The organism is Nonomuraea lactucae, from assembly GCF_003313395.1.
GTDB classification, from domain to species: domain Bacteria; phylum Actinomycetota; class Actinomycetes; order Streptosporangiales; family Streptosporangiaceae; genus Nonomuraea; species Nonomuraea lactucae.
In genome coordinates this window covers 47,120-60,106 of sequence record NZ_QNFZ01000257.1, presented here as the reverse complement: position 1 = coordinate 60,106, position 12,987 = coordinate 47,120, and the positions used below count along the sequence as shown (strand labels likewise).

The 12,987-nt window shown below is 69.6% G+C and carries 11 protein-coding genes; 6 read left to right on the top strand and 5 right to left on the bottom strand.

What is annotated here, in order from left to right; all coding sequences use genetic code 11:
• Window positions 1-24: 24 nt before the first annotated feature.
• Both hisD and DQW85_RS16580 read left to right on the top strand, forming a co-directional pair.
• Window positions 25-1,347 (top strand): histidinol dehydrogenase, encoded by a 1,323-nt coding sequence (gene hisD, locus DQW85_RS16585; RefSeq protein WP_113701203.1) that lies wholly within the window; start codon window positions 25-27, stop codon window positions 1,345-1,347.
• Window positions 1,344-2,114: an SDR family NAD(P)-dependent oxidoreductase gene (locus tag DQW85_RS16580; protein WP_113701202.1), complete on the top strand. Its 771-nt coding sequence runs from the start codon at window positions 1,344-1,346 to the stop codon at window positions 2,112-2,114. The genes hisD and DQW85_RS16580 overlap by 4 nt, the downstream gene beginning before the upstream one ends.
• A gap of 30 nt (window positions 2,115-2,144) precedes the next feature.
• Here DQW85_RS16580 and DQW85_RS16575 read toward each other — a convergent pair whose 3' ends face one another.
• On the bottom strand, window positions 2,145-2,816 hold the full coding sequence (locus tag DQW85_RS16575; RefSeq protein ID WP_205315171.1) for a response regulator transcription factor: 672 nt from the start codon (window positions 2,814-2,816) through the stop codon (window positions 2,145-2,147).
• Window positions 2,813-4,324: a PAS domain-containing sensor histidine kinase gene (locus DQW85_RS16570; protein WP_162795044.1), complete on the bottom strand. Its 1,512-nt coding sequence runs from the start codon at window positions 4,322-4,324 to the stop codon at window positions 2,813-2,815. Before DQW85_RS16570 ends, DQW85_RS16575 begins: the two co-directional genes overlap by 4 nt.
• Window positions 4,325-4,558: 234 nt before the next feature.
• On the opposite strand from DQW85_RS16570, the gene DQW85_RS16565 reads away from it, so the two are divergent.
• Genes DQW85_RS16565 through DQW85_RS16555 form a run of 3 tightly spaced genes read left to right on the top strand, consistent with a single transcriptional unit; the run spans window position 4,559 to window position 8,058 of the window.
• On the top strand, window positions 4,559-5,407 hold the full coding sequence (locus tag DQW85_RS16565; RefSeq protein WP_113701200.1) for a fumarylacetoacetate hydrolase family protein: 849 nt from the start codon (window positions 4,559-4,561) through the stop codon (window positions 5,405-5,407).
• Entirely contained in the window at window positions 5,407-7,092 is a 1,686-nt protein-coding gene (locus DQW85_RS16560) for a bifunctional 3-(3-hydroxy-phenyl)propionate/3-hydroxycinnamic acid hydroxylase (RefSeq protein ID WP_113701199.1), read from the top strand. The genes DQW85_RS16565 and DQW85_RS16560 overlap by 1 nt, the downstream gene beginning before the upstream one ends.
• Window positions 7,093-7,095: 3 nt before the next feature.
• Entirely contained in the window at window positions 7,096-8,058 is a 963-nt protein-coding gene (locus DQW85_RS16555) for a VOC family protein (protein ID WP_113701198.1), read from the top strand.
• Window positions 8,059-8,132: 74 nt separating this feature from the next.
• Here DQW85_RS16555 and DQW85_RS16550 read toward each other — a convergent pair whose 3' ends face one another.
• The 3 genes from DQW85_RS16550 to DQW85_RS16540 all read right to left on the bottom strand — a co-directional run bounded on the left by DQW85_RS16550 (window position 8,133) and on the right by DQW85_RS16540 (window position 10,761).
• Window positions 8,133-9,032, bottom strand: coding sequence for an SDR family oxidoreductase (locus tag DQW85_RS16550; protein WP_113701197.1), 900 nt, complete (start codon window positions 9,030-9,032; stop codon window positions 8,133-8,135).
• An 80-nt stretch (window positions 9,033-9,112) separates the two neighbouring features.
• Entirely contained in the window at window positions 9,113-9,850 is a 738-nt protein-coding gene (locus DQW85_RS16545) for an SDR family oxidoreductase (RefSeq protein ID WP_113701196.1), read from the bottom strand.
• Window positions 9,851-9,957: 107 nt separating this feature from the next.
• The gene (locus tag DQW85_RS16540; protein WP_240197224.1) at window positions 9,958-10,761 is read right to left on the bottom strand and encodes a TetR/AcrR family transcriptional regulator; all 804 of its coding nucleotides are present in this window, start codon (window positions 10,759-10,761) and stop codon (window positions 9,958-9,960) included.
• A gap of 159 nt (window positions 10,762-10,920) precedes the next feature.
• On the opposite strand from DQW85_RS16540, the gene DQW85_RS16535 reads away from it, so the two are divergent.
• Window positions 10,921-12,966 carry an ATP-binding protein gene (locus DQW85_RS16535; RefSeq protein ID WP_113701194.1) on the top strand — a complete coding sequence of 682 codons (2,046 nt, stop codon included), beginning with the start codon at window positions 10,921-10,923 and terminating at the stop codon, window positions 12,964-12,966.
• The last annotated feature ends 21 nt before the right edge of the window (window positions 12,967-12,987 follow it).

Sequence of the window (12,987 nt, the reverse complement as noted above, 5' to 3'; positions counted from 1 at the left end):
CCCGCACACCGACAAGGAGTTTCCATGCCTCAGATCATCAAGGGCGCGACCTCGCCCAGCAGCGCCCGAGTCACCGACGACCGGGTGAGAGAGACCGTTGCGGGAGTCATCAATGACATCCGCACCCGGGGAGACGAGGCGGTGCGCGCCTACTCGGAGAAGTTCGACAACTGGTCTCCCGCCTCTTTCCGGCTCACCGAGGACGAGATACGCGGCATCGTGGCCGGCGTGCCCGAGACGACTCTGGACGACATCCGCACCGTGCAGCGCAACGTGCGCGAGTTCGCCAAGGCGCAGCGCGAGTCGATCGGCGACTTCGAGGTGGAGACCATGCCGGGGGTCTTCCTCGGCCAGCGCAACATCCCCGTCAGTGCGGCCGGCGCCTACGTGCCCGGCGGACGGTATCCGCTGGTGGCCTCCGCCCACATGACCATCGTGACCGCGAAGGTGGCCGGTGTGGAGCGCACGGTGGCCTGTACTCCGCCCATCAAGGGTGAGATTCCGGCCGCCACCGTCGCCGCCATGTCCCTGGCGGGCGCCGACGAGATCCACCTGCTCGGCGGGGTGCAGGCGGTGGCCGCCATGGCGGTCGGCACCGAAACCATCGGGCGGGTCGACCTGCTGGCCGGGCCGGGCAACGCCTACGTGGCCGAGGCCAAGCGCCAGCTCTTCGGTGAGGTGGGCATCGACCTGTTCGCCGGCCCCACCGAAATACTCGTGGTCGCCGACGAGTACGCCGACCCCTTCGTGGTCGCGGTCGACCTGCTCTCCCAGGCGGAACATGGACCGGACTCGCCGGCCGTGCTCATCACCACATCCGAGCAGGTGGCGCGGCAGACGCTGGAGTACATCGACACGCTGCTGCCCACGATGTCCACGCAGGACTACGCCGGCCCCGCGTGGCGGGACCACGGACAGGTCATCGTGGTCGCCGGCCTCGACGAGGCGTACACCGTCGCCGACGGCTTCGCCAGTGAGCATGTGCAGATCCTCACCCGGCACCCGCGAGAGGCGCTGGAGCGGATGAGCCAGTACGGGGCGCTGTTCCTGGGCGAGGGCACCTGCGTCTCGTACGGGGACAAGGTCATCGGCACCAATCACACCCTGCCCACCCGGGGCGCGGCCCGCTACACCGGCGGCCTGTGGGTCGGCAAGTACCTCAAGACGGTCACGTACCAGGAGGTGGTGAACACCGGCTCCAGCGCCGAGCTGGGCGAGCTGTGCGGACGCGCCGCACGGGTGGAGTTCTTCGAGGGCCACGCGCGCTCCGGTGACGTCCGGGCGGCGAAGTACGCGGGTGGCGACCTGGCGTGGGCCCCGGACGTCTACCGGGCCGAGTCGGCATGAGCGTGCTCGCGGGCCGCACGGCCCTGGTGACGGGAGCCGGCAACGGCCTGGGGCGGGCCATCTCGCTCGCCCTGGCCGGAGCCGGAGCACGGGTCGTCCTCACGGGCCGCACCCGGGACAAGCTGGACCAGGTGGCGAAGGAGATCGGCCGGCGCGGCGGCGCCGCACGCACGGCCATCTGCGACACCTCGGATCCGGAGTCCGTGGAACGGCTACGCGCGGAGCTGAACGACGAAGTGATCTGCACGCTGGTCAACAACGCGGGCGTGGCAGGGCCGGTGGCTCCGCTGGTCGACATCGACCCCCAGGACTGGGACGACGTCTTCGCCGTCAACGTGCGGGGGGTCTTCCTCGTCTGCCGGGCGTTCCTGCCGGCCATGATGGCGGCCGGACGCGGCGACGTGATCAACATCGCCTCGGTGACCGGCAAGCGTCCGCTGGCCCGCCGCACCCCCTATGCCGCCTCGAAGACGGCTGTACTCGGACTGACCGCGACCCTGGCCTGCGAGGCCGGTCCGCACGGTGTGTCCGTGAACAGCCTCTCACCGGGGCCGGTCAAGGGGCCGCGCATGGAACGCAATTTCCGTCTGGAAGCGGAGCGGACGGGCACTGATGCCGCTGCCGCAGAGGCGGCCTTCGTGTCGCGTTCCGCCCTGGGCCGGATGGTCGAGGAGGACGAAGTCGCCGCTGCGGTGGTGGCCATGCTGCAGATGCCCGGAATGACGGGCGCCGACGTCGACCTCTCAGCCGGGATGATCGCCCGCTGAGAGGCCGGATTCGGCGCAACTGACGTCGGCTCACGAAGCCGACGTCAGTCCCTGGCGGATCGCCCACAGTGCCGCCTGCGTCCTGGACGTCACCCCGATCTTCAGCAGGATGCTGCTGACATGGGTACGAGCCGTACGCTCGCTGATGGTCAGAGTACGGGCGATGTCCCTGTTGCTGTAGCCGTCGGCGACCAGCACCAGCACTTCGCGTTCACGCTGGCTCAGGGACGCCACGCCGTCGGACACCCCGGTCAGTGCGCGAGTGATCTTTCGTGCCACGGCTGTGTCCAGATGGGTCTCGCCGGCTGTCGCGGCCCGGATCGCCGTCGCCACTTCGTCGGCCTCGGCGTCCTTCAGCAGGTAGCCGGCGGCCCCGGCGGCCAGCGCGGCACGGACCCGCTCGGTTTCGCTGAAGCTCGTCATCGCCACGACCTCCACCCCGGGGTGGAGCTTCTTGATCGCCTGGATGCCGGACACCCCGTCGAGTCGGGGCATCACCAGATCCATCAGCACCACGTGCGGCATGACGCCCCGGACCGCCGCTGTGGCGAGGAAGTCGAGCGCGGCCTGAGCGTCGCCCGCCTCTCCGACCACCTCCATGTCGGCCTGCAGGGACAGAAAAGCCTTCATCCCCTGCCGCACGACCGCGTGATCGTCCACGACCAGCAGCCTGATCGGCTCCGCTCCCGCTTGCCCGCTCAATGCGCCGTCCCTTCTCTCACCCCGTCGTCCGGGGAACGCAATACTCCAGGAACCGCGGCACGTACGGAGGTCGGCCGCCCGGGGGAGGAGACGACCGTGAACGTGCCCCCCAGCCGTGCGATCCGCTCGGACATGGAGACCAGCCCCAGATGGCCCGGGTGCGGTGTGTCCGGGTCAAAGCCCTGGCCGTCGTCGCGTACCTCGATCAGCAGGTCCCGCCCGTCCGTGCCCTCGCACCGGATGTGGACTTCCAGCTGCCGCGCCTCGGCGTGTTTCACAGCGTTGATCATCGCCTCGCTGACCATCCGGAACAGGTCGGTCTCCTGGTCCGGGAGCAGCGACAAGGGATGCTGAGGACTCTCCACGACGACGGGCAGATGATGCCGGGCCTCGATGGCCGCGGCGTGCCGCCTGACGGCGGAGACCAGTCCCTCTTCATGGAGAGCTTCGGGGCGGAGCTGGAAGATCAGCGCCCGCATCTCCGCCAGTGTTCCCTGAACGAGGTCACGCAGTTCGGCGAGGCCGGCCGTCACCTCCGGCATCGGGGGTGAGGCCTGTTCGGCCAGTATCTGCACCGCACGGCTGCGCAGAGTCATGGAGAACAGTGCCTGGCTCACCGAGTCGTGCAGGTCACGGGCCAGGCGGTGCCGTTCGTCCAGGGCGGCCTTCGCCTCGAGCTGAACCAGCATCCGAGCGTTGTCGACGGCCACTGCCGCCTGGTCGGCGATGGCCGACAGAAACGCCAGGTCGGAGTCGGAGGGCTGACTGCCCTTGAGATAGAAGCCGTTGAACACCCCGACGGTCGTGCCGCGCACGATGAGCGGCAGCACGGCGATGGTGTCCCAGCTCTGCCGCTGGCTGATCTCGTGCAGCGGCGCGAAACGCTCGTCGGCAAGGGTGAGCTCCCGCCATCCTTCGATCACAGCGGGCTTGCCGGTCTCGAAGACCTCCGCCGACAGCAAGGGAGCCCCGAGCTCCCGGCATGCCTTGAGACGGTCCACATAGTCCGGCGTGCCCGGGTAGTCGCCGCACGTGCCCACCTGCCGCAGCTCGCCCTGCTCATCCATGATCAGAAAAGTGCACGCTTCCATGCCCGACGCGTGCCGGACGTCCCGTGCCAGGGAGTCGAGGCCCGTGGTGAGCGACTCGGCGAAGGCGATGCTCGCGGAGGTCCGGCTGAACGCCTTGAGCCGCCGCTCCTGGCGCCGCGCATCGGTCACATCACGGAACCGGGCGATCCGTACGGGATTCGCGGGCGTCCGTACCACCGCCGACATGTATTCGATCTCCCGGTCCCCGAGGGCCATGACGGCCATGACACCGGGTTGCGCGCCGACCACTGGCAGCGGGAAGTCGGCGGCGGGCAGGGCGCGCAGCTCTTCGAGCCGGCGGCCGAGAATGTGGCAGCCTGCCTGGTTGACGTGCTGAAAGTGCTCGCCGTCCGGGCTGAGCACGGCGATTCCGTCGACTGCGCTCTCCACCAGCTCCACGAGTACTGCCAAACCCATGTTTTCCAGGGACACGCTCGAAGCGTGCCCCATTTGCACCCATTTCGCATAGGGCAAATGTCCCATTTGCGGTTGCCCGGTCGGCTACCCGATGACTCCGTGTCCGCGCGTGCGCTGAGCGTCAGCCGTCGGATGTGCGGGGCAGCCGTCAGGCAGGAGACTCGCGTCACGCCAGTGTGCCGCCCACGTTGCGTCCACCGGCACTCCCTGCGTTCCTTTTCTGAAAGGCTTCCCATGCGGTTGGCGAATCTAGGCGGACGGCTCTCCCTCGTGCACGGCGACGGCCTGGTCGACATCGGGCGACTCAGCGGCGGGCGCTTCGGTCCCGATCCGCAGCAGGCCTTCGAGCGCTGGGACGAACTGTCCCGCTGGGTTGCGACGGCCGACCTCGAGGGCGCCGAGGTGCTCCCGTTCCGGCCGGAGGACCTGGGGCCGCCCGTCCCGGCCCCCCGGCAGGTGTTCGCCGTCGGACTGAACTACGACGAGCACGCCCGTGAATCCGGCTTTGTGCGCCCGGCCACGCCACTGGTCTTCACCAAGTACGTGTCCTCGCTCACCGGGCCGGTGAGCACCGTGGAGCTGCCCACGGACACCGTCGACTGGGAGGTGGAGCTGGTCGCCGTGATCGGGCGTGAGGCCCGGCACATCTCCGCGGACGAGAGCTGGGCCTATGTCGCCGGGCTCACCGTGGGCCAGGACCTCTCCGAACGCACCTCCCAGCACGCCGGCCCCGCTCCGCAGTTCAGTCTTGCCAAGTCCTTTCCCGGGTTCTCGCCGACCGGCCCCTTCCTCGTCACACCGGACGAGCTCGACGATCCCGAGGATCTGCCGCTGAGCTGCGAGGTCGACGGCGTGGTGCTGCAGAAGGGACGCACCAGCCAGATGATCTTCCCGGTGCGGGAGCTGATCGCCCACCTCTCGTCCGTGGTGACCCTCTACCCCGGCGACCTGGTCTTCACGGGTACGCCTGCCGGAGTCGGCGCGGGCCGGACCCCGCCGCTCTACCTGCGGCCGGGGCAGACACTGCACAGCCACATCACCGGCCTGGGCGACCTCCGGCAGACCTTCACCGGAGGTGCCTGATGTCCACCAGAGCGCGATCCCACAACGACGCCGACACCTCCCTCACAGCGGACGGCGACAGGATCCACGACCTTCTGATCATCGGCGGAGGCTCCGTGGGCCTGACCCTGGGGGCGACCTGGACGATGCTCGGCCGCGACGCCGTCGTCTTCGACCGGCAACCGGGTCTGTACGGCCTTCCCCGGGCCGGCCACGTCGATCACGAGATTATGCGGATGCTCCAGCAACTGGGCGCCGAAGGCCCCACCCTCGAGGACGCCTACGCGACCAAGAGTTACACCTGGATCAACGCCGAGGGTGAGACCCTGCTGGAGTTCCCCTGGGGCGAGGAGGGCATCTCCGGCTGGCACTCGGACTACATGCAGAACTCCGCCGTCCTGGAACGCAGCCTGCTCGACCGGATCCTCCAGTCCCAGACCGTCGCGCACATGCCGAGCTGGGAAGTCGTGGACCTCGTCCAGCACGACGACCACGTCGAACTGACCGTGGAACGCACCCGCACGGTCCCGGGCGAGCCGCGCCCCGTCCTCACAGCTGAGCACCGCCGATTCCGCGGCCGGTACGTCGTCGCCTGCGACGGTGCCAACAGCCGAACCCGCCAGATGCTCGGCATCGACCGCGACGATCTGGGCTTCAACGAGAAGTGGCTGGTCATCGACGCCCGTATCAAACGTCCCTTCTGGCTGGCCTTCGACTCCGGCCAGGTCTGCGACCCGCGCCGGCCGACCACCGTGCTGCCGCTGGGCAAGGACCACCGACGCTGGGAATGGCATCTCCGACCGGATGAGGACCCGGAAGACTTCCTCCGGCCGGACAAGGCGTGGGAACTGCTCGCCCCGTTCGACGTCACCGAGCACGACGTCGAACCGGTCCGGCAACTCGTGTACACCTTCGAAGCACGGATCGCCCATCGCTGGCGCTCCGGCCGCGTCTTCCTGGCCGGTGACGCCGCCCACACGATGCCGCCCTTCATGGGCCAGGGCATGTGCTCGGGCATGCGGGACGCCCGCAACCTCGCCTGGAAACTCGACCTGGTGCTCTCCGGAGCGGCCGACGAGACGCTCCTCGACACCTACCAGGTCGAGCGCGACCCCCATGTCAGGGACTGGACGGTCATCTCCTTGGAGAGCGGCAAGATTCCCTGCATCATCGACCCGGACGAGGCCCGCAAACGCGACGAGATGTTCCGCGCCGGCTTCCGCCCGCCCATGCCGGACTTTCCGCAGCTGGTCGACGGAGTCCTGCACCGCGCGTCCGACGGCCGCCCGGTGGCGCCCGCCGGAGAACTCGGGCTCCAAGGACGCGTCCAGATCGCAGACCGGACCGACCTGTTCGACCGCCTGCTGCCCGCCACCGGCTTCACCGTCGTCAGCATCACCCACGACCCACGCACCGCGCTCGGCCCCCGGCGCACCGCCGCCCTTGAACGCCTCGGCTGCCACTTCTACACGGTGCGCCCAGCCGCCTCCGACCCGGGTAGCAGCCCCGGCACTCCGAGCCCTACCGACATCGTCGACGTCGACGGAACCTACGCGGAGTACTTCCGTACCCGCGGCATCGAGGTCGTCATCAACCGGCCGGACTTCTACGTCTTCGGCGGCACCGACACGGCCGGCCTGGCAGCGCTCGCCGACGACCTCCTCGACCAGGCCACGGCCGTGCAGCCCGCCCCCGCAGGGGAGTAACCCGTGCCACTCCACAGGATCGAACAGCTGACTCTCGGAGTGCCCGACGTCGCCGCTGCCGCCGTCTTCTACGAGGACTTCGGCCTCGTCCGAAGCCACACCACGCCCAGCGGAAGCGCCGAACCCGGCCCCGTCTTCGGCACCACAGACGGTGGCGACCAGCTCCGCCTCGTGCACAGCGCCCGGCGCCGGCTGCTCGAGGCCACGTTCGCCGCCGACGACCCCGACGACCTGGCACGCATCACGCGCCGACTGCGGCACCTGGACTTCCCGGTGCCGGTCACCACGACCGGCACCGGCAAGGAGACCCAGTGCGTGACAGTCGAGCCGGCCACCGGCGTCAGCGTCCGTATCGTCGTCCGCTCACGCCTGGTGCAACCGCCCGCACCTGCCCCGGTGTACAACGGCCCCGGTCGCACGCCCCGCATCGCACAGCGCGCCCCGGGCCTGCTGCGCCCCGATCCGGTCCGGCCGCGTCGACTGGGCCACTTCGTCCTGGGCACGACGGACTTCGCCACCACGCGCAAGTTCTTCACCGACGGACTGGAGTTCAAGGTCAGCGACATCGTCAAGGACGTCGGAGTGTTCCTGCGGTGCTCCACCGACCACCACAATCTGCTGGTCCAGCGTGCCCCGGTGCCCTTCCTGCACCACACCAGCTGGCAGGTCGACGACGTCGACGAGATCGGCCGCGGCGCGATGAGCATGCTGGAGAGGGACCCTGGCCGTCATGTGTGGGGACTGGGCCGCCACTACGCCGGAAGCAACTTCTTCTGGTACCTGAAGGACCCGGCCGGCAACTTCGCCGAGTACCACAGCGACATGGACTGCATCCCTGAAGACGCCCTGTGGACCCCGGAGGAGCTCGAAGGAGCACGCGGGCTCTTTCAGTGGGGTCCTCCGCCCCCGCCCTCCTTCATCAAGCCCGAAGACCTGGCGGACCTGATGATCTCCAGCCACCCGTGAGACCTCGCGGGCGCCGTCGAACAGTGACCCGACGGCGCCCGCGAACAAACCTGGTGCCCCGCGGCGCCGCGGCGTCAGCTGTTCGCCTGGTGCACCGTGAGCAGGTCGGCGAGGCCCACGCGGGTGAGGAACTCGCGTCGGATCCGGTCGGCGGCGTCCGAGACTTCTTCGGAACCGTCGTCGATCGGGTCTATGGTGACTCGGTGGGGGCGCTGCCCGGCGGGAAGTGCGATGATGCGGGCGATCTCGGCGGAGACGAGGGACGCCTCCGCATCTTCAGGGGTCAGCGCGGCGAGCTTCTCGCCCACCTGACCGACCAGGCCGGCGTACTTGGTCTCGTACTCCGCTTCGACATCGCGGTCGGACGGACGACCGGAGTGGGTGAAGTGGTTGGTGCCGCTCGTGAACGCGCCGGGGACCACGATGGATGTCTCGACTCCCCAGCGGGCAAGTTCGGCCGCGTAGCTGACGGCGAGGGAGTCCATCGCGGCCTTGGCGGCGAAGTATGGTGCCAGGTAGGGCGGGGTGCCTCCCTTGACGCTGGTGCTGGACACCCAGATCACCAGGCCTCGGCTCGCGTGACGCATGCTGGGCAGGGCGGCGCGGTTGACGCGCTGCGTCGACAACACGTTGACGTCGTACAGGTCGGCGAGTTGCTCGGGGGTGAAGGCCTCGGTGGGGCCGGTGACCATGTGGCCGGCGTTGTGGATCAGGACGTCGATACGGCCGTGCTCGTCGAGGATCCGGCTGATCGCGGCGTCGACGGACTCCTGCGAGGTGACGTCCATTTCGATGGAACGCAGGTCGACGTTGTGTTCCTTGCTGTAGACGCTAGCGGCTTCGACCTGTGGGGCGTTGCGGGTGGTGGTCTGGCGCATTCCGGCGTACACGGTGTGCCCGGCGTCCGCGAGGGCCCGGGCGGTGAGGGCGCCGAATCCGCTGGAGGCACCGGTGATGACGACGATGTTGCTCATGAGAGGTATCTCCTGGGGTGTCTGGACGACCGGGGCCGGCCGCCGCCGTTGAATGGCTGCGGCCGGTTGCGGCGTTGGGATCATGCGATGCCGCCGTTGGCGTAGAGGACCTGACCGTTGATCCACCGGGCCGGCCCAGCGAGGAAGGCCACCGCTTCGGCGATGTCCCGCGGGGTGCCCAGGCGTTCGAGCGGTGCCGCCTTGGACAGGTTTTCGATCGTGGTCTCGTCCTTGCCCTCGAGGAAGAGCGGAGTGGCGGTGGGGCCGGGTGCCACGGCGTTGACGGTGATGTCCTTGCCGCGCAGTTCGCGGGCCAGCACGAGCGTCATGGCCTCGACCGCGCCCTTGCTCGCCACGTAGGCGCCGTAGGTCGGGAACTGCAGGCGGGTGACGGACGTGGAGAAGTTGATGATCGCGCCGCCGCCGCGCACGCGCCGGGCCGCCTGCTGGGAGACGACGAAGGTGCCGCGGATGTTGGTGCGGTGCATGCGGTCAAGGTCGTCGAGGTCCAGCGTCGCGATGGGCGACAGGATCATGATCCCGGCGGTGTTGACCACGACGTCGATGCCGCCGAACTCCCGCTCCACAGCGTCGAAGGCGGCGGACATCGCGTGCTCGTCAGCCACGTCACCCCCCACCGCCACGGCCCTGCCACCGGACGCGGTGATGGCGGCGACCGTCTCGTCGGCCCTGGCCTTGTTGCCTGCGTAGTGCACGCCGACGGCTAGGCCGTCCGACGCCAGGCGTTCCGCGACAGCCCGGCCGATGCCGCCGGAGCCGCCGGTGACGAGGGCGACGCGGGTCACGTTGTTGTTCATGATTCGTCCTTTGGTGAATGCAGGCAGCGGAGTGTGAGGGCGTGTCCTGATTTCGGGCGTGCTTGACCAGCGCCGCGAGCTGCACTCGGGCGGCGCGGACGGGAAAGTCAGCTCGGCTGGCCGGAGCCTGCGATTTGGGCCAGCCATTGCTTGAGCAGTGCGGACTCGGCGGGTGTGAAGGGCTGCGGCGTGAACTCGTCCACGGACGACAGCAGCGTGGTGGCTGCTGCCCGCCGTGCGTCGTGCGCTGCGGCGTCTGCCGCATGGGCTGCGGTGCCCTCCGGGGCGAGGAGGATGGCCCGGTGGATCGCATCGCGGACCATGACGGACAGGTTCTGGTCTGGATACAGTCTGGGGCGGGTGATCAGGGCGAGTGCGACTCCGGTGTTCGCGGTCATGACCATGCGTGCGGCCATGTCCGGTGTGACTCGCAGGCGCCCCTGCTTGGCGAGCCGCTCAAGGACTTCGCGCAGGATGCGCATGGCCTCCTCCGCGGCCTCGGGCTCCGAGTCCAGCGCCGAGGAGAACATCAGCTTGTAGGCGTTGGGGTGTGCCAGCGCGAACGCGGTATGACTGTCCCATCCCGCCCGCAGGTCCTCCAACGGGTCGTCGGATTTCTCGGCGGCCCTTTTGCTGCCCAGGTACTGATCCCAGACGTAGTCGACCGTGGCTCTGAGCAGCCCACTCTTGTCGCCGAACAGTCGGTACAAGACAGGCTGCTGTACACCGGCGGCCTCACTGACCGCTCGAGTGGATACATCGCCACTGGGGGAGCGCGCGAGCAGCTCCGCGGTGGCCTCGATTATCGATGATCTCGTATCCATGTCATCGACGATAACACCAAGCGATGTCAATGACAACAGGAATCCGTTATCGCCGCTAGGCACGCACCGTCGTTGCCAGTCGCCCATCTAGGGTCGGTGCGGGGCCATGATCGGAAAGACGACAATGGAGCGACTGTGCATGTCGGTATCCGCCACAATCGGCACATGCCGAGAATCGGATCCCGCTCCGCCGAAGGCCTGATCCTGCTGAGCACCCTGACCTCCTGACCACGAGGATGCGCCATCATGCGACTCGCCGACCGCCTGGACGCCGCACGAGGACGGGCCTTCACCGGCCGTGCCGAGCACCTGGCGGCGTTCCGTGACGCCCTCGCCGGGGACACGATCGCGGTGCTGTACGTGCACGGCGCCGGCGGGGTCGGCAAGACCACCCTGCTCCGGAGCTATGCCGAAGAGGCCCGCCGCGCTGGCCGCCGCGTCACGCTGGTCAACGGCCGGGACATCACCCCTTCTCCCGCGGCCTTCGAGGCCGAGGCGGGCGCCGTCCTCGACGACCCGTCCGCGGTCCTGCTGGTGGACGACTTCGAACGCTGCCAGGGGCTCGAAGGGTGGCTGAGCGGTACGTTCTTGCCAAGGCTGCCCGCCACGGCGCGCACGGTCATCGCCGGTCGGCAGCCGCCCGGCAGCCGCTGGAGCGACGACGCCGGCTGGGTGGAGGCGATGCGGGTGCTGCCGCTGGGCAACCTGCGCGATGAGGAGGCCAGGAGGCTGCTGCACGCCTCGGGGGTGGCCATCGCGTTGCACGATGCGCTGATCCGCTTCACCGGTGGCCACCCTCTGGCCCTGAGCATGGCGGTCCAGCTCGCGGCCGGGCGCGGCGACGAGCCGGGCCGATGGCGACCGGGGGGCGACGTCCTGCGCCGCCTACTGGACCGGCTCGTCGGCGAGGTCCCCAGCGCCGCGCATCGCCGGGCGCTGGAGGTGTGCGCCCACGTGCTCGACACCACCCAGGCGCTGCTGGGCGCCGCCGTCCCGGGCCGGGCCGATGAGCTGTTCGGATGGCTGCGCCGCCAGCCGTACATCGTGGCCGGCCGCCACGGCCTCCACCCGCACGACCTCGTACGGGAGCTCCTCGATGCGGACCTTCGCTGGCGCGACCCCGACGGCTACCAGGACATGCACGAGCGCATCCGCACCCATCTGGTCGGACGCGCCAGGGCCGCGTCGGGGTCCGACGTCCTGCCCGCCACGCTGGCGCTGTCCTTTCTGCACCGGCACAACGGCTTCGTCTCCCGCTTCATCACCTGGCGCGAGGCGGACGGCCTGTACGAGGACGGCTATCGGCCCGCCGACCGCACTGCGACGCTGGGCCTCATCGAGCAGGCCGAGGGGACGCGCTCAGCCGCGATCGCCGGCTTCTGGCTGGAGCGGCAGCCGTCCGCCTTCCGCGTGTATCGGCGCTCCGATCATGGCGGGCCGGTCGCCGTGCTGGCATGGCTGCGCCTGGACGCCGAGAGTCTGGACGAGGTGGAGCGCGACCCGGTCGTGGCCGCCGCCTGGGAGCACGCCCGCGCTCACCGTCCGCTGCGCCGGGGCGAGGAGATCGGCGTCGCCCGGTTCCTGGTGCACCCGGCGGCCTACCAGCGGCCCTCTCCCGTGATGGACCTTATGATCCACCGGGTGTTGGCGGAGTTCATCCACGCCCGCCGCCTCGCCTGGTCCTTCGTCGCTCTGGGCGAGGACCGGTTCTGGGAGCCGCTGATGGCCTACATCGACCAGCTCGTCCTGCCGCGGGCCGTCCTCGCCGGTGAGAGGCCCATCAGCCTGTACGCGCATGACTGGCGCACGGTGCCGGTCGACAGGTGGCTCGAGGTCAGTGGCGCGGTGGAGCTGACCGGCCCGCGCGCCCGGCCGCTCACCGGGCCACGCCGCGGCGACAGCGAGCCGTTCACCGTCCTGACCCGTGAGCAGTTCGAGGCGGCCGTGGTCGAGGCGCTGCACTGCCTGCGCCGCCCCGACCGGCTGACCGCCAACCCGCTGACCCGTTCCAGGGTCGTGGCCGACGCCGGGAAAGACACGGGAGGAGACCAGCGGGCCGAGACCCTGCGAAACCTGCTGACCGGCGCGATCGACGCCCTGGCCGGCGACCCCCGCACGGCCAAGCTCCACCGGGCCCTGGCCACCGCCCACTTGCGTGGCGCCCCGAGCCAGCAGGCGGGAGCCGAGCGCCTGGCCGTGTCCCTGAGCACCTACCGCCGCCACCTGGAGCGCGGCACCCGCCTGATCATCAACCAGTTGTGGGAACGCGAGCTGCGCGGAAATGACGGGTGATTGACGTGCTTCTGCTCTGGC

Excerpts from the sequence above, each read along its gene's own strand:
- hisD (WP_113701203.1), top strand. The coding sequence starts at position 25 with ATGCCTCAGATCATCAAGGGCGCGACCTCGCCCAGCAGCGCCCGAGTC.
- DQW85_RS16580 (WP_113701202.1), top strand. The coding sequence starts at position 1,344 with ATGAGCGTGCTCGCGGGCCGCACGGCCCTGGTGACGGGAGCCGGCAAC.
- DQW85_RS16570 (WP_162795044.1), bottom strand. The coding sequence starts at position 4,324 with ATGGGTTTGGCAGTACTCGTGGAGCTGGTGGAGAGCGCAGTCGACGGA.
- DQW85_RS16565 (WP_113701200.1), top strand. The coding sequence starts at position 4,559 with ATGCGGTTGGCGAATCTAGGCGGACGGCTCTCCCTCGTGCACGGCGAC.
- DQW85_RS16560 (WP_113701199.1), top strand. The coding sequence starts at position 5,407 with ATGTCCACCAGAGCGCGATCCCACAACGACGCCGACACCTCCCTCACA.
- DQW85_RS16550 (WP_113701197.1), bottom strand. The coding sequence starts at position 9,032 with ATGAGCAACATCGTCGTCATCACCGGTGCCTCCAGCGGATTCGGCGCC.
- DQW85_RS16545 (WP_113701196.1), bottom strand. The coding sequence starts at position 9,850 with ATGAACAACAACGTGACCCGCGTCGCCCTCGTCACCGGCGGCTCCGGC.
- DQW85_RS16540 (WP_240197224.1), bottom strand. The coding sequence starts at position 10,761 with ATGGGCGACTGGCAACGACGGTGCGTGCCTAGCGGCGATAACGGATTC.
- DQW85_RS16535 (WP_113701194.1), top strand. The coding sequence starts at position 10,921 with ATGCGACTCGCCGACCGCCTGGACGCCGCACGAGGACGGGCCTTCACC.